The organism is Paraburkholderia ginsengisoli NBRC 100965 (genome assembly GCF_000739735.1).
Classification (GTDB): Bacteria; Pseudomonadota; Gammaproteobacteria; order Burkholderiales; family Burkholderiaceae; genus Paraburkholderia; species Paraburkholderia ginsengisoli.
Genome location: NZ_BBJF01000003.1, coordinates 282,546 through 299,538, shown reverse-complemented (window position 1 = coordinate 299,538; position 16,993 = coordinate 282,546). Strand labels below are relative to the sequence as shown.

General features: G+C 65.5%; 11 protein-coding genes. 5 read left to right on the top strand and 6 right to left on the bottom strand.

Features of this window, described 5'->3' with window-relative positions:
- The first annotated feature begins 2 nt into the window (after window positions 1-2).
- Together fdhF and BGI01S_RS02400 are read left to right on the top strand one after the other, a co-directional pair.
- Window positions 3-2,960: a formate dehydrogenase subunit alpha gene (fdhF, locus tag BGI01S_RS02405; protein ID WP_042321813.1), complete on the top strand. Its 2,958-nt coding sequence runs from the start codon at window positions 3-5 to the stop codon at window positions 2,958-2,960.
- A gap of 8 nt (window positions 2,961-2,968) precedes the next feature.
- Window positions 2,969-3,232 (top strand): formate dehydrogenase subunit delta, encoded by a 264-nt coding sequence (locus BGI01S_RS02400; RefSeq protein ID WP_042321810.1) that lies wholly within the window; start codon window positions 2,969-2,971, stop codon window positions 3,230-3,232.
- A 46-nt stretch (window positions 3,233-3,278) separates the two neighbouring features.
- Here BGI01S_RS02400 and BGI01S_RS02395 read toward each other — a convergent pair whose 3' ends face one another.
- The gene (locus tag BGI01S_RS02395; protein WP_042321808.1) at window positions 3,279-5,003 is read right to left on the bottom strand and encodes an FAD-dependent monooxygenase; all 1,725 of its coding nucleotides are present in this window, start codon (window positions 5,001-5,003) and stop codon (window positions 3,279-3,281) included.
- Window positions 5,004-5,162: 159 nt separating this feature from the next.
- Window positions 5,163-6,185, bottom strand: coding sequence for a cation diffusion facilitator family transporter (locus BGI01S_RS02390; RefSeq protein WP_042321805.1), 1,023 nt, complete (start codon window positions 6,183-6,185; stop codon window positions 5,163-5,165).
- Between the two features lie 227 nt (window positions 6,186-6,412).
- Between BGI01S_RS02390 and BGI01S_RS02385 the strand changes: the two genes are divergently transcribed.
- Entirely contained in the window at window positions 6,413-8,260 is a 1,848-nt protein-coding gene (locus BGI01S_RS02385) for a tetratricopeptide repeat protein (RefSeq protein WP_042321803.1), read from the top strand.
- A gap of 90 nt (window positions 8,261-8,350) precedes the next feature.
- Here the strand turns inward: BGI01S_RS02385 and tcuC are convergent, their stop codons facing one another.
- Window positions 8,351-9,652, bottom strand: coding sequence for an MFS transporter (gene tcuC / locus BGI01S_RS02380; RefSeq protein ID WP_042321800.1), 1,302 nt, complete (start codon window positions 9,650-9,652; stop codon window positions 8,351-8,353).
- A 308-nt stretch (window positions 9,653-9,960) separates the two neighbouring features.
- Between tcuC and BGI01S_RS02375 the strand changes: the two genes are divergently transcribed.
- Together BGI01S_RS02375 and BGI01S_RS02370 are read left to right on the top strand one after the other, a co-directional pair.
- Complete coding sequence (locus BGI01S_RS02375; RefSeq protein WP_042322566.1) at window positions 9,961-10,485, top strand: GNAT family N-acetyltransferase; 525 nt, start codon at window positions 9,961-9,963, stop codon at window positions 10,483-10,485.
- 303 nt (window positions 10,486-10,788) lie between these two features.
- Window positions 10,789-11,889 carry a hypothetical protein gene (locus BGI01S_RS02370; RefSeq protein ID WP_042321797.1) on the top strand — a complete coding sequence of 367 codons (1,101 nt, stop codon included), beginning with the start codon at window positions 10,789-10,791 and terminating at the stop codon, window positions 11,887-11,889.
- Between the two features lie 96 nt (window positions 11,890-11,985).
- On the opposite strand, the gene BGI01S_RS02365 is transcribed toward BGI01S_RS02370, so the two are convergent.
- From BGI01S_RS02365 to BGI01S_RS02355, 3 genes are all read right to left on the bottom strand, one after another.
- Window positions 11,986-12,753, bottom strand: coding sequence for a DUF2968 domain-containing protein (locus tag BGI01S_RS02365; protein ID WP_042321796.1), 768 nt, complete (start codon window positions 12,751-12,753; stop codon window positions 11,986-11,988).
- Window positions 12,754-13,330: 577 nt separating this feature from the next.
- Window positions 13,331-14,875, bottom strand: a complete 1,545-nt coding sequence (locus BGI01S_RS02360; RefSeq protein WP_042321795.1) for a type 1 glutamine amidotransferase — start codon at window positions 14,873-14,875, stop codon at window positions 13,331-13,333.
- Window positions 14,876-15,023: 148 nt separating this feature from the next.
- The gene (locus tag BGI01S_RS02355) at window positions 15,024-16,781 is read right to left on the bottom strand and encodes a cation:proton antiporter (RefSeq protein WP_042321792.1); all 1,758 of its coding nucleotides are present in this window, start codon (window positions 16,779-16,781) and stop codon (window positions 15,024-15,026) included.
- Window positions 16,782-16,993: the final 212 nt, after the last annotated feature.

Genomic DNA, 16,993 nt, shown 5'->3' with positions numbered 1-16,993 from the left:
TCATGTCCGACATGCTCAACTCTCCCTCCGGCGGCTGCGGTTCCGGCAACTGCGCGTGCAAATCGCAGGCGCCCGCGCAAACGCAGCAACGCACCAACCGCTCGTTCCTCGACGACACTGACTACGGCACGCCCGCGCGTCACGCGGACGTCGACGTCACGCTTGAAATCGACGGCCAGGCGGTGACGGTGCCGGCCGGCACCTCGGTGATGCGCGCCGCCGCCGAAGCCGGCGTCAACGTGCCGAAGCTGTGCGCGACCGACTCGCTCGAACCGTTCGGCTCGTGCCGGCTGTGCCTCGTCGAAATCGAAGGACGGCGCGGTTATCCCGCGTCGTGCACGACGCCGGTCGAGGCGGGCATGAAGGTCCGCACGCAGACCGATCGTCTGCAATCGCTGCGCCGCAACGTGATGGAGCTGTACATCTCCGATCACCCGCTCGACTGCCTCACCTGCCCCGCCAACGGCGACTGCGAACTGCAGGACATGGCGGGCGTGACCGGCCTGCGCGAAGTGCGCTACGGCTTCGACGGCGTGAATCACCTGAAGGACAAAAAGGACGAGTCGAATCCGTACTTCACGTACGACCCGTCGAAGTGCATCGTCTGCAATCGCTGCGTGCGCGCATGCGAGGAAACCCAGGGGACATTCGCGCTGACCATCGCGGCGCGCGGTTTCGAATCACGCGTGGCGGCAAGCGAGAGCCAGCCGTTCATGGACTCGGAATGCGTATCGTGCGGCGCGTGCGTCGCCGCGTGCCCGACCGCGACGTTGCAGGAAAAGTCCGTGATCATGCTCGGCCAGCCTGAGCATTCGGTCGTCACCACTTGCGCGTATTGCGGCGTCGGTTGCTCGTTCAAGGCGGAGATGAAGGGCAACCAGGTCGTGCGGATGGTGCCGCACAAGAACGGCCAGGCGAACGAAGGCCACGCGTGCGTGAAAGGCCGCTTCGCGTGGGGTTACGCGACGCACAAGGACCGCATCACGAAGCCGATGATCCGCGCAAAAATCACCGACCCGTGGCGCGAAGTCAGCTGGGAAGAAGCGATCAGCTATGCCGCGTCGGAGTTCCGCCGCATTCAGGCGAAGCATGGGCGCGATTCGATCGGCGGCATCACGTCGTCGCGTTGCACGAACGAAGAAACGTATCTGGTGCAGAAGCTCGTGCGCGCCGCGTTCGGCAACAACAACGTCGACACCTGCGCGCGTGTGTGCCACTCGCCGACCGGCTATGGCCTGAAGACGACGCTCGGCGAGTCGGCGGGCACGCAGACGTTCGCCTCGGTCGATAAGGCCGACGTCATCATGGTGATCGGCGCGAACCCGACCGACGGCCATCCGGTGTTCGGCTCGCGTCTGAAGCGTCGCGTGCGTGAAGGCGCGAAGCTGATCGTCGTCGATCCGCGTCGCATCGATATCGTCGATACGCCGCATGTGAAGGCGTCGCACCATCTGCAATTGCGACCGGGCACCAACGTCGCGGTCGTCAACGCGCTTGCCCATGTGATCGTGACCGAAGGTCTGATGAACGAAGCGTTCATCGCCGAGCGTTGCGAAGCGCGTGCATTCGACCAGTGGCGCGATTTCGTCGCGCTGCCGGAGAACGCGCCGGAGGCCACCGAAGCGCTGACCGGCGTGCCGGCCCAGCAGGTGCGCGAAGCCGCGCGCATCTACGCGACGGGCGGTAACGCCGCGATCTACTATGGCCTCGGCGTCACCGAACACGCGCAAGGCTCGACGATGGTGATGGGCATCGCCAACCTCGCGATGGCGACCGGCAACATCGGCCGCGAAGGGGTGGGCGTGAATCCGCTGCGCGGTCAGAACAACGTGCAGGGTTCGTGCGACATGGGCTCGTTCCCGCACGAACTGCCGGGTTATCGACACATCAGCGATACGATCACGCGCACGCTGTTCGAGGACGCGTGGAACATCACGCTGCAACCCGAGCCCGGTCTGCGCATTCCGAACATGTTCGACGCCGCCGTGCATGGCACCTTCAAGGGCCTCTACTGCCAGGGCGAGGACATCGTGCAGTCGGACCCGAACACGCATCATGTATCGGCGGCGCTGTCGGCGATGGAATGCATCGTCGTGCAGGACATCTTTCTCAACGAGACCGCCAAGTACGCGCACGTGCTGCTGCCCGGCTCGTCGTTCCTCGAAAAGGACGGCACCTTCACCAACGCGGAGCGCCGCATCTCGCGCGTGCGCAAGGTGATGCCGCCGCTCGCCGGCTACGCCGACTGGGAAGCGACGATTCTGCTCTCGCGCGCGCTCGGCTATGACATGGACTACACGCATCCGTCGCAGATCATGGACGAGATCGCGCGTCTCACGCCGACCTTCCACGGCGTGTCGTATCGGAAGCTCGACGAACTCGGCAGCATCCAGTGGCCGTGCAACGAAAACGCGCCGGACGGTACGCCGACCATGCACGTCGACGCTTTCGTGCGCGGCAAGGGCAAGTTCGTGATCACGAAGTTCATCGCGTCGCCGGAGAAGGTCACACGCAAATTTCCGATGCTGCTCACGACCGGCCGCATCCTGTCGCAATACAACGTGGGCGCGCAAACGCGCCGCACTGAAAACTCGCGCTGGCACGACGAGGACCGGCTCGAAATTCACCCGCACGATGCCGAGGAACGCGGCATCAAGACCGACGACTGGGTCGGCATCGAATCGCGTGCGGGACAGACCGTGTTGCGCGCGAAGGTGACCGAGCGGATGCAGCCGGGTGTCGTTTATACGACGTTCCACTTCCCCGAATCGGGCGCGAACGTGATCACCACCGATAGCTCGGACTGGGCGACCAATTGTCCGGAGTACAAGGTGACCGCGGTGCAGGTCACGCCGGTCGAACAGCCGTCGCAATGGCAGCAGGACTACTCGCGCTTTAACGACGAGCAGCTCGATCTGCTGAGACAGCGCGAGCTGGCCAACACGACATCGGGCAAGTGAGGCGAGCGATGGACACTCAGAACCTGATCGACATGGCGAACCGGATCGGCGACTTCTTCGAGTCGATGCCGGATCACGACGAAGCGCTCACCGGCGTCGCCGATCATATTCGCCGCTTCTGGGAGCCGCGCATGCGCCGCGCACTGCTGGCGGCGCTCGACGAGGCGCCGGGTGTAAACGGCGCGGACGGCATCGAACTGTCGGGCTTCGTCAGGGAAGCGCTCGTCCGGCATCGCGAGCAGTTGACGCCCGCGGCGGCATCGACGGTTTAAGCGGCGGCGCGGCGGCGCCCGCCCCGCTCTCCTGGCGCGGCGCACGTCACAGCGCCGCCTGCTCCGGTATCTCTCCCCCCACCGCGTACCACGCTTCGCAATGGCGCAGCAGCCCGTGCAGATCGGAGCCGGTGCGCCCGCGCGCGCTGATATAGCCGTCCGGCCTCACCAGATAAAACGACGGCCGCGTGCGTCCATACGATTCCGACAGCGCCGGGCCACCGTCGCCGGTCGTGTCGGTGATGCGCCAGATCCGCACCGCGCCCGGCAGCATGCGTTCGACCTCGTCGGCGAGCCGCTCCAGTTCCGGGTCCGGCGGCGGCGCATGTTTGGCGGCCGGGTCGAGCGGCGTGTCGTCGACGGGCAGCGGCGGCACCAGCAGAAACAGCGAGAAGAAAGCCGGATCGTGCAGGTCGAAAATGCAGCCGACCCCCGGCGCGCGTCCCAACGGTCCGTCGACCACATGCACCAGCGCATCGGGCGCGCGCTCGCCGGCACGCGGGCCGCCGTCCAGTACCCGTTCGAGCGTGAGCGGACTGCGCCGGTATTGAATCGCCAACTCGCTGATGGTCAGGCGCGCGGCATCGCGCAGCGGACCGAGCGCGGCCAGCACCGGCATCACGCGCTCGCGCAGCAGCTTCAGCGGCCCATGATTGGCCTCGGCCATGTGCGTGATGAAGCCGGTCTGCCGCAGCACGTCGCGCTCGATCGGATGCCGTTCGAGATGGTAGGTATCGAGCAGGCGGTCGGGCGCCGCGCCCTTGATCACGCGCGCGAGCTTCCAGCCGAGGTTGAACGCCTCCTGAATGCCGGTATTCATCCCTTGCGCGCCGGCCGGGCTGTGCACGTGCGCGGCGTCGCCGGCAAGGAAGATGCGGCCGACGCGCAGGCGGTCCACCATCCGGCTGTTCAAATGGAAATACGAGGACCACGCGAGGTCCGACACGTCGACGCGTTCGCGCACGCGCCGCGCGATCAGCGCCTTGCATTGTTCGAGCGACGGCGCCGGCACGCGGTCGAGCGGCGGCTCCCCGAGCACCGCGGGCGTCGGTGACGCGGCGACCGCGGCCGGTTCGATCGCATGATCCGCGAGCAGCCGATGCCGGCCGTGGCCCATCGGAAACAGCGCCACCAGTCCCTCGCCTGACGCGAAGATATGGAACTCGTCGTCGGGCCAATCGGTTTCTGCGTGCAGATCGGCGAGCAGGAAAGTCTGCTCGAAGGTTTTGCCCTCGAAGCTCAGCCCCAACCGATGACGGATCGCACTGTGCGCGCCGTCGGCGGCAATCAGGTAGGACGGGCGCATTGTCTCCGTATGACCGTCCGCGCGACGCAGCGTCGCCTGAAGGCCCGCGGCGCCCTGCGAGAACATCGTCAGTTCGACGCCCCGCTCGATCGTCACGCCCAGTGTCGCGAGATGCTCGGTGAGCAGACGCTCGGTCACGGACTGGTCGAGAAACAGCAGATACGGATAACGCGTATGCAGCGGATCGAAATCGAGTTGCGCGAGCCGCATGCCGTTCGAAAACAGATTGGCGATGCGTGCGCGATGACCGAGTTCGAGAAACGGTTCGATCAGCCGATGCTGTTCGAGCAGTTCGAGCGTGCGCGCCTGTATGCCGATGGCCCGCGAATAGGGGTTCGGCTGCATCGCTTTGTCGATCAGACGCACGGGAATATGGGCACGCGCGAGACTCATCGCTGCGGCGAGTCCGGTCGGACCCGCCCCGACGATCAGCACCGGCGACGCGTCGTAGGCAACAGCGTCCATGCGGCACTCCGAGGGAACAATGCGTTCTAGTGTACGCCGCGGATATTGCGTTCAGCGGTGCGCTGCATCATTCGCGACTGGGGGCGCGGGATCGCGGCGACCTTCCTGCGAGCGCGTCGCTCCGCTCACGCGGCCCTTACCGCCTGCTTCGTCGATCGCTCAATGCGCGTGCGGCGCGTGATCCAGCGCACAACGATGCTCGGTCGTGCCGAGATCGACTTGCAGCGTCGCGTGCTGCATCGAGAAGCGCTCGCGCAATGCGCCGACGATGCGATCGAGCGACTCGTCGCCGGGATGGCCCGCGGGCATCACCAGATGCGCGCTGAGCGCGTTGCCGGTCGTCGACAGCGCCCACACGTGCACGTCGTGCACGTCGACCACGCCGGGCTGCGCGGCCAGGTAGTCGCAGATGCGTTGCATGTCGATGCCGGGCGGCACGGCGTCGAGCGCGAGACGCAGCGAATCGCGCAACAGGCCCCACGTGCCCGCCACCACGACCGCGACCACCACCAGGCTCATCAGCGGGTCGAGCCACATCCAGTGCGTGTAGATAATCACGAGGCCGCTCAGCGCGACCGCCGCCGAGATGCCGGCGTCGGCGGCCATATGCAGGAAGGCGCCGCGGATGTTGAGGTCTTCCTTCTGGCCGCGCATGAAGAGCCAAGCGGAAATGCCGTTGACCACCACGCCGACCGTCGCGACGACGAACACCGCGAGCCCGGCCACCGGCGCGGGGTTCATCAACCGCCCGATCGCTTCGGCGACGATCACGCCGCACGCGAACAGCAGCAGCCCCGCATTGACGAGCGAAGCGAGGATCGACGAGCTGCCGTAGCCGAACGTGTAGCGCGCCGACGGACGGCGGGTCGCGAGCCACGCGGCGCCCCAGGCGAGCAGCAGGCCGAGGACGTCGGAGAGGTTGTGGCCCGCGTCGGCGAGGAGCGCGGTCGAGTGCGCGAGCACGCCGTAGATCGCCTGGACTACGACGATCGCGATGTTCAGCACGACCGCAATGGCGAACGCGCGGCCGTGGCCTTCGACGGGGGTGTGGTGGTGATGGTGGCCGCTGTGCGAATGGCCGTGGGATGCGTGGGCGTCGTGGCCCTGGTCATGACCGACGTGGTCGTGATCGTGGTGGTCGTGGCCGCTGTGATCGTGGCCACGATGATCGCTCTTGTTCATCACGCATCCTGAGAATAGGGGTCGCCCGGCCTGGCAACATGTTCCAGCATGCCCGCGCACAAACCGGCGAAAAATCCATCGCGGACCGCAACGAATCGGGCATCGCTGCAGCACAGACGAACAGCCTTTCTGATGTTATAGGCCGCGATCAACCCGGTCAAACCGGAGCGGACTCCGGCGAGTGTGGGAAAATGCGGCCTCTGCCTCACCCGAATGCCATCCCCGTCATGCAACCTGTATTTGACCGCGCTTTCGCGGCGCATCGTGACGGCCGCCTCGACGACGCCGAACGCGGCTATCGCGCGACGCTCGACGGCAATCCCACGCACGTCGACGCGTTGCACCTGCTGGGCGTCCTGCGCCACCAGCAGGGCCAGCACGCCGAAGCCGCCGCGCTCGTGCGGCGCGCGGTGAACCTGCGCCCGGAAGACGCCGCGCTGCAGTTGAATCTCGGCAACGCGCTGAAGGCGCTCGGCCAGATCGACGACGCCATCGAACAGTTCCGCAATGCGCTGACGCTCGCACCGTCGTTTCCGATGGCGCATTACAACCTCGGCAACGCGTACGCGTCGCAGGGCCGTCACGAAGACGCCGCCGACGCGTTCGAAAGGTCGCTGCGCCTGCAACCGCAGGACGCGTCGTCGCACAACAATCTCGGCAACGCGCTGCACGCGCTCGGGCGTCACACGGAAGCGATCGCGTCGTTCCGGCGCGCGCTCGAACTGCGCCCCGGCCACGCCGGCGCCTTGAACAACATGGGCATGGCGCTGAACGCGCTGAACCGCGCCGACGAGGCGATCCCCTGCTTCCAGGCCGCGCTCGCCGCCGAGCCGCGCTTCGTCGCCGCGCATTTCAATCTCGCCAATACCTTCGACGCCACCGGCCGCCACGCCGAGGCAGTCAGGTCGTTCGAAGCCGCGCTGACCTTCCAGCCGAACTTGCCACCCGCGATCTACGGCATGGGCAACGCGCTCGCGGCACTCGGCCGCCACGAACAGGCGCTGCCATATCTTGAGCGCTCGGTCGGGCTCGATCCGCAATTCGCGCTCGCGTGGCTCAGTCTCGGCAACGCGCATCAGGCGCTCGGCGCGCCTGCGCGAGCCGTGCGCGCGTTCGATCAGGCGTTGCGCGTGCGCCCCGACCTCGCGTCGGCGCACATGAACCGCGCGCTCGCGTGGCTCACGCTGCGCGACTTCGCGCGCGGGTTGCCCGAATACGAATGGCGTCTGCAGACCGTGGCGCAGCCGGTCATGCAGACGCTGCCGCGCTGGCACGGCGAGCCGATCGCACAACGCACGCTGCTGATCCACGCCGAGCAAGGGTTCGGCGATACGCTGCAATTCGTGCGCTTCGTGCCGCTCGCCGCGCAGCGCGCCGCGCGGGTCGTGCTCGAAGTGCAGCCGCAACTCTTGCCCTTGCTGGCGCCTGCTGCGCAGGCGTGGCGCGTGACGCTGATCGCCCAGGGCGCGCCGCGCCCAGCCGCCGATCTGCAATGCCCGCTGTTGAGCCTGCCGCTCGCGCTCGGCACGAGCTACGACACCATCCCGGGCCGCACGCCCTATCTCGACGTGCCACCCGCCTATGGCCGCAAATGGCGCGGCTCGCTTGGCGGGCACGCGAAACGCAAGATCGGCATTGCGTGGTCGGGACGCATCCAGCAGAACGAAACGCGTTCGATGCCGCTCGCCGCGCTCGAACCGCTGTTCGCGCTCGACGGCATCGACTGGATCGTCTTGCAGCCCGACCTGAGTGCCGACGAACGCGCGGCGCTCGACGCGCATCCGCGCGCGGCGTCGATTCATCGGTTCGACGCGCGCATCGGCGACTTCGCGGACACCGCGGCGATCATCGAGCGGCTCGACGCGGTGGTGTCGATCGACACGTCCATTGCTCACCTGGCCGGCGCGCTGCGCAAGCCGCTCTGGCTGATGCTGCCGTTCGCGGCGGACTGGCGCTGGTTCGACGGCGACACGCGTAGCCCGTGGTATCCGGGGGCGACGCTCGTGCGTCAGCCACGGCCGGGGGCTTGGGGTGAGGTGGTCGACGCCGTGGCGAGTGAGTTGCGCAAAGGCTAGTCGCGCGCGCCACACCTGACAAAAAACCCCGCGTTCGTGAGAACGCGGGGTTTTTCTTAATCAACAACCACGGCAGTGCCGTGGAGAAATTCAAGCCGCCCGATACTGATTGCGCGCCTCCGGCGTCCGATACAGGAACAGCGTCGCGATCAACCCGCAAATCGCCGCCACGCCGAGGAACAGCCCCGGCGCCGCCTTGTTGCCGGTGACGTGAATCAGCAGCGTCGCAATCGCCGGCGTGAAGCCGCCGACCGTCGTCGCGAGGCTGTACGCAAGCGAGAAGCCGGCGGTACGCACTTCGACCGGCATCACTTCGGTCAGCGCCACCACCATCGCGCCGTTATAGCTGCCGTACAGGAACGACAGCCACAACTGCACCGCCAGCAGACGCGCGAACGACGGCTCGGCGACCAGCCACTGCAACGCCGGATACGCGGTGACGATGGTGAGGATCGTGAACGCGATCAACACCGGACGACGGCCGATGCGATCCGACAACGCGCCCGCGAGCGGCAGCCAGACCAGATTCGACAGACCCACGCAGACGGTCACGACGAGCGTATCGATCGCGGAGAGCTTCAGCACTTCCTTGCCGAAGGTCGGCGTGTACGCGGTGATCATGTAGAACGACACGGTGGTCATGACGACCATGCCCATGCCGCCCAGCACGACGGCCCAGTTGGTGGCCATCGACTTCATGATCTCGCCCATGCTCGGACGATGCTTGCGCGCCTTGAACTCCTCGGTCTCCTTCAGCGAACGGCGAATGATGAACAGGAACGGCACGATCAGGCAGCCGATCAGGAACGGCACGCGCCAGCCCCAGGCGGTCATCTGGTCGGCGGGCAGCAGCTTGTTCAGCAGCACGCCGATCAGCGCGGCGAACACCACGGCGACCTGCTGGCTGCCCGACTGCCACGAGCAATAGAAGCCCTTGTTGCCCTTGGTGGCGATCTCCGACAGATACACCGACACACCGCCCAGCTCGACACCGGCGGAGAAGCCCTGCAATAGCCGGCCGAACAGAACGAGCACCGGCGCGACAATGCCGATGGTCGCGTAGCCCGGTATCGCCGCGACGGTGAGCGTGCCGAGCGCCATCAGGCCGAGTGTGAGGATCAGGCCTTTGCGGCGGCCGTGATGGTCGATGTAGGCGCCGAGCACGATGGCGCCGATCGGCCGCATCAGGAAGCCGGCGCCGAACACCGACAGCGACAACATCAGCGACGCGAACTCGTTGCCGCTGGGGAAGTAGGTCTTGGCGATCGCCGAAGCGTAATAGCCGTAGACCATGAAGTCGTACATTTCAAGAAAGTTGCCGCTGACGACGCGGAACACTGTCTTGACCTTGGATTCTTCCTGAACGGAAATGGCGGGGGATGCTGTGGACATGACATTCTCTGATAGGCCCGTCGCCGCGATGCGATGCGATGACGGCGGGCAGTTGATACGATCCGCTACACAGGCAAGCGGAGACCGCAGGCGAACGGTAAGGAAAGGACGCGCCGGGGGCGCGGCATTGTCATGCCGGACGCATTTACGCGAAATCAGGGTAAACGTTGTGTCTCGCGCGGAGGCCGCGCCAGCCCATGTTACCGTTGATCGCGCTGTAGTGAAATTCATACAGTTTGCTTACGGCGGTAGCCATCATGCATCGCGGTAGACTGTGCGGCCCCGGCACTTCCGTTCATCATTACCCGATGCAAACCACCCCCGTTCTTTCGTTGCGTCCCGCGACCGTCGACGACGCCGCGCTGATCGCTTCGATTCACAGCGCCAGTTGGCAGGCCACGTATCGCGGCCTGCTTCCCGACGCGTTCCTCGACGGCGAAGTCACGCGCGAGCGCGCCGCCTATTGGAAGGCGCGGCTCGCTGCGCCGGGCGGCGAACGCCGCATGGTGCTGATCGCCGAGCAGGCCGGCGAGCCGGTCGGCTTCGTGTGCGTCGAACGGCAGCCGGGGTCCGCGTGGGGCGTGCTGCTCGACAATCTGCATGCGCTGCCCGGCTATCAGGGCATCGGCGTCGGCAAGCTGCTGATGCGCGCCGCCGAGGACTGGGCTCGCGCGCAAGGCGAGACGCAGCTCTATCTGTACGTGCTCGAAGGCAACGCGCCGGCGATCGGCTTCTACGAACGGCAAGGCTGGCAGTTCGTCGGCGCGGAGCCGGATCACATGGGTGGTGTCGACATCACCGCGTTGCGCTACGTCTACCGGTTAAAGCGCTAAGGGCTCGCGCGCGGGATCGTTCGGTGTCCTTGTATCGGTCGACGCCGCGATGATGCGTTCCCCTTTTCAGATATATCCGATTCCGCGCACGGTTATTCCCTTCCATCATCGCGTGTAGTTAATGGCTTCACCGTCTAGCGCGCCCACACCCGTTCTGTTTTCAATATGAGCGCGCTTCCTGGGCGGCGTGCGCAACGTACTGCGCGCACGCAACGCGTTCCGTCCGCATCGCCCCGAGCCTGAGTCCCCACGGACCCCCGCAGCCGCAACCGCGGCCCCACTACGAGGCGCTGGAAGAGACCGATGTCCACCATTTTGCTCACCCCAGTCGAAGGCGCAATCGCGATGCCGCGCCTGCGTCCGCTCGACCGTCTGCCGGCGCCTTTCGGCCGCGACTGGGCGCTGCTTGCGCCTGGCCATAGCTGGCGCACGGAAATCAAAGCGCTCTATGCAGCGGTGCTGCGTACCTTCTGCATGAGCGACAAGGCCATCCTTTCGTTCTGCAAATGGGTGCCGTTAAACGCACGGCGCGCTGCTGCCGCGGTGGCTGCGGCTGCAACGGACAAGCGTGCAACGGTCTTTCGTCCGCCGGTTGAAGCAGCGCCGCAGGTGTTAGTCGAAGCTGCGGCCGCGCCGGTGATCGAAGGGCCGGTGTTCGTGTCCATGTCGCGCGGCCCGCGGCCACATTGGGGCGCGCTCGCGGGCGGCGCTTGCGCACTTAGCGGCGCGGCGATGCTCGCGTGGATCGCGTTCGGTCATCTGATGCATCGCCAGACGCACGACACCGTGACTTCCGCGGACACCGTCACGGCTAATCGCAATGAACCGGAGGCGCAACGTCTTGCGCGCGACGTCGTCGGTGCGCGCGGACCGGTTGCCGGCGACGTGAAAACGCGGACGCGAAGCACCGCATCGGCGCGCGAGGAGAGTCCATCAATCTCGGCGGCTGGCTATGCGCGCTCGTCGACATCGACCAAAGCAACGGCCGCCTCGCGTGTCTCGGGCAACGATACTGTCGCGCACCGTCGCCACGCGCTTCGCGACACGAACGACAGCGCACACGAAAAGAACCGCCGCCACGTTGCGCGCAGCACGCCGGGCCATCCGCTGTCGTACGTTGCGGCAATGGCCAACGAGATGCCGCGCAGCGCGGTCCCACCGGCCGCACAACGCACGTCGCCTAAGCCGTCCACTGCGGGGCGTTATTCCCCACTCGCGCCGTCGCAACTCGGCACCGACGAATACGCGGATGTGACGATGTTCGCGGCAACGCATCTGCGCGATATCGCGCCGCCGTCCCGCCCTGCTTCGTCAAACCATGCGCCCGCCGGCAACGGGACGGAATGGATGAACCACATGTCGCAGCGTCGCGTGACCGAAGTCCCGGACCAGTTCGCGAAGTAAACCGCAAAGTAAAGCGTCGACCCGGCGCTAACCAAAAATCGCGGCACAAAAAAAGCCCGGCTGTGAACACAGCCGGGCTTTCTCATCACGACGCCATCATTTCCGGTTCGTCGACCCGCTTTGCATCGGCAGTCCGCCCTGCATGGGCAAGCCGAATTCGGTCTGCCGCTGCAACTGCATGACTTCGTTCTGCACCTGACGCAGTTGCGCTTGCGCCCGCTCCTTCTCCGCGTGCAGCGTGACCGCCTCGCCCTCCGTTTGCCGCTGGTAATCGTTGACCTTGGCCTGCTGCGTCCGCGCGACGTCGAGGTCGGCCTGCAAGCGTTTCGCGCGATCCTGCGAGGTCGCGATAATGTCTTCGATGTACGCCTTCTGCGCCTGCAATTGCAAACGGCGAATCTCCACCTCCGCGAGCTGCGCCGTCTGCTGCGCGAAACCCGCGTAGACCGCCTCCGCGCGATCCGCGTTCTCGGTCTTGATCACGCGCCAGAAATGTTTGTCTTGAAATAACGCGATGTAGTACGTGACCTCTTGCGGATAGAAAAACAGACTCGCGCCGTAACTGCCGTTATACGTGGTCCGCAGCTCGCTCAGCCTGGCGTCGTGAATCATCTGCATCAAGTCGGCGACATTGCCTTGCGCGTCGCTGGCCGACTCACCCGGGTTCGACGCATCCGCCGCGGACGGCGTCGCCGTCGTCGCGCCGGCATCGGGCTGCGGCGTCAGCGTGCTCATCGCGGGCCGCATGCCGGCAATCAGCGCCGCCTCTGCGCTCTGCGCCGCAAGCGCAGAGACGGCATGCGGCAACAGCACGCAGGAGGCTGCGAGCAGCATGGCACGCCGCATTATTAAGGGATACTTCATACCTGCTCGCTCCATCCAAATCCAGAAACAGCCGCTGATTATCGCGCGGATTCGCTGCGAAGCGAAGCACTCAAATGCGCGCTGACGCAGCTTCAAATTGAGATAAATCGACAACGAATGAAACTGGACAAGTGAAGCGCGCAATCGGGAAATAAACGTTTCCGGATAGGAGAAAAACGTATCAATCCACCTCGCACGGAAGCTTCCTAACTTGCGCAGGATTTGTACGAATCGAGTGGCAAGTCGGTGCGCAATTTCGAGATAGTCGCATGGCCGATCACAAGAAAAAATTACGATCGGATTCCTGATTATCTTGATAAAGAGGATCTGGCAAATTCGATCACGGAGTTGCCACAAAGAATCACGTAGGGCCACGCAACGCAACCGGCGATACATGCGAAAGGAAACAGGCGAAGAGAAGAGAGAAGGAACAGCGCACGCGAAGCGAAACGCACCGCCGCTTCATACGACGGTGCGTCAAACCAGTCAAACCGATCAAGCCAATCCAACTTCCAGCCAAAACGTCCATCGAGGCCCGCGCGCCACCCTCAAGACGCGAGCCCGCACACCCACCGCCTCAAAACCGCGTTTCGCGCGCCACCCGCAGGAACGTATCGAGCAACGGCGTGCAATCGAGCAACTCCGGCCCGCCCGCGCGATGAAATTCCGGATGCCACTGCACCCCCATCACGAACGGCGCACGCCGATAACGCACGGCCTCGATGATGCCGTCCGTCGCCGATACGGCCTCGATGTTCAGATCGCGGCCGAGCGTCTTCACCGCCTGATGGTGAATCGAGTTGACGATCGCATCGCGCTGGCCGGGGAACATGTTGACCAGCGTCGAACCGTCCGGAAAGTGAATCCCGTGCCGATGCTGGTCGTAGTTCTCGTTGACGTGCGCGCCCGCGGTCGGCACATCGGTCGCGATGTCCTGATACAAGGTCCCGCCGAACGCCACGTTGATCAACTGACAGCCACGGCACACGCCCAGCACCGGCTTGCCCGACTCGACGAATTCGTGCAGCAGCTCCAGTTCGTACATGTCGCGCACGCGGTCGCCGGGCCACTCGTGGCTGGTTGCCTCCTCCGCGTAGGTCTGCGGAGAAACGTCGGCGCCGCCTTGCAGCAGCAGCCCGTCGAGATGCTTCGCATAGTCGCGCAAACGGATATTGCTCGGGTGCAGCATGCCCTGATGACCGACCGTCGGAATCATGAACACCAGCACGTCGCGCGACATCACCCAATGCGCGATCGATTCCTCCAGGTACTGCAAGGTCTTGCCGCGCAGCCCCTTCGCGCCCGGCTCCGGATGGAAGATGCGCGCCGACACGCCGATGCGCAGCGTGCGCTGCGTGATCCGCTGACCGGCGCGATCGAACAGTTGCCGCGCGCGCGCCGCGATGATGCGGCCGAACACGGTCCATGCCGAATCGTTGTGCTTCAGGTAGCGCGGCGGTGACGGCGGCAACGCGTTGGGCGGCGGCGGATTGCTCGCCGTGAAATCGGGCGCCGCGCCGAAGCCGGGCGGCGGCGCGCCGGCCGGACGCGAGGCCGAAGCTTCGGCGTCTTCGGCGGAGACGGTGTCGTCGGTCGCGGTGGTGAGCTCGCCGGCAAGCGGCTCGCTGCTCGCGAAAGTGGGCGCGGCGGGCGCGCTCTTTGTGCCCATCGTGTTCGTGGCACTTGCCGTGCCGCGCGCGCCCTGAGCGCTCTGCGTGCCTTTCATGATCTCCGGATGCGCGGCGGGCGCACCCGCACGCCGGGCCTCGCGCTCATGCACCTCGGCCTCCTGCTTCGCGGTGGACGCCGCAGCCGCACTGCGCGCCTCGGCCGCGTCGCGCCGCCGGGCCGTTTGCGGGTCGGTGGGCGTCACAGTCGACGCGCTGTCGGGATCGTCGGTCGACGAGCGCGCGGCCGCCTCTTCGGCAGCGGGCGTCACGACGTCCTTGATCGGCGACTGGATCGCGTCTTCATGCGAGGGAGGTAACGAAGCCGCCGGGTTTGGCGGCATGGCGCCAGTCGTTGCGCCAGGAGTGGCGCCTGACGGCGTCGGCGTGGGCGACGCCGAAGGCGACGGTGGGCTGCCGGGCGTACCGGCGTTGTCGGGTTTATTTTCGCTCATGACAGTCAGACAGGCGCCTTCCACGCGAACGAATGAATATGCCCTGATTATCCGCTAGCCCAGCACACCCGGCAAACCCGCACACAATTGCTCACATTGTTGCGGGCGTGACGAGGGAACTCGCTGTCGTGGCCGCGCGGTTACCGGCTCATGGATCGGGCTGTTCTTCGAACGTCTCACGCAACGCGATCTGCATCGACGCATGGATCTTTACGCACCAGCGCCATGCAAGCGCGAGCAGGATCGCCGCGCAGATCAGCACCACGGCGAGCAGCCCGGTCGGCGGCAGGATGCTGCCCGACAGCGCCGCCACCAGCAGAAACACGCCGACCATCGACACCACCGGCACCAGATCGGAGATCGCATAACGGATGGCGCTCGTGAAACGCCCGGCCGTCGCCGGCTGCACGCTGACTTCGGCGAGCAGCAGCGCGAGCGACTTGGTCTTGCGATAGACCGCGACCAGGAACGGCATCGACACGACCAGCGCGACGCTCCATTGCACCACGCGCTGCATCGGCTCGGAGCTCAACCAGTGCGCGAGCAGCTTGCCGGTATAGGGCGCGCTGTACGACACGGCCAGAAAGATCGCGGCGACCAGCGCCAGGTTGACCGCGATCTGCAAGATGATCCGCCGCGTCAGGCTGAAGAGCGTCGGCTCGCCGCTGCCCGTGCTCAGGCTACGCAACCACTGGCCGTACAGGCTGAACACATTGGCGAGCGTGCTCGGCATCGCCTGAGCGACGCGCCGGGTCAGCGGATCGGCCGCGCGGATCAGATACGGCGTGAACAGCGTGGTCAATGCCGACACCGCCACCGCGATCGGATAGAGAAACGCGCTCGTCACCTTCAGCGTCACGCCGAGCGACGCGATGATGAACGAGAACTCGCCGATCTGCGAAACGGTCATGCCGACGCGCATCGACGTGCGTCCGTCCTTGCCGGCGAGAAAAGTGCCGAGCCCGCACGACACGATCTTGCCGACGATCACCGCCACCGTGATCACCGCGATCGGCCCGGCGTAGTCGAGCAGCACGGTGGGGTTCAGCATCAGGCCGATCGTCACGAAGAAGATCGCGGAGAACGCATCGCGCAGCGGCGCGATCAGATGTTCGATCCGATGCAGATGGCGCGACTCGGCCATGATCGCGCCGATCAGGAACGCGCCGAGCGCGATGCTGTAATCGAGCTTGACCACCAGCAGGCAGAAGCCGAAGCAGAAGCCGAGCACCGACACCAGCAGCATCTCGTCGCTGCGCGCGCGCGCGACGTAGTTCAACGCGCGCGGCACCACCAGCACGCCGATCAGCAGCGACACCGTCATGAACAGCAGCAGCTTGCCCAGTGTGACCATCGCGAGACCGGCGCTCAACTGCCCGGTCTGCGCGATGCCGGTCAACAGCACGAGCATCGCGATGCCGAGAATGTCCTCGACGATCAGAATGCCGAACACCAGCTGCGCGAAACTCTCGCGCTTCAGGCCCAGTTCGGACAGCGCCTTGACGATGATCGTGGTCGACGAAATTGCGAGGATCGCGCCGAGGAACAGCGAGTCCATCGGGCTCCAGCCGAACGCGCTGCCGATCTCGTAGCCGATCCACAGCATCAGCACGATTTCGGAGAGCGCCGCGACGATCGCCGTCGCGCCGACCTGAAAGAGCTTGCGCAGACTGAATTCGAGCCCCAGCGAAAACATCAGGAACACCACGCCGAGTTCGCCGAGCGTCTGGATGGTCTGCTCATCGTGGATCAACTGGAACGGCGGCGTGTACGGTCCGATGATCACGCCGGCGGCGATGTACCCGAGCACCACCGGCTGTTTCAGGCGATGGAACAGCACGGTGACGACGCCGGCGAGCGCCATCACGACCGCCAGATCCTGAATGAAGCCAATGCCTTGGTGCATGGATGCGGCCCTTACAAAAAGTAATCTCGAAGGGGCCAGTGTAACAGCCGAATCCGGCCCGCCGGATCGCGGAAAGGTCCGAAGCGCTTGGGATTTGCCCGTTACACACCGCCCTCGCCGACGCACGTAGCCGTCCGGAATATTTTTGAAACGCTGGACGCCTGTGAAATATCACAATAATATTTGCTGCATATTTTCTTGGGAGTCGAGTG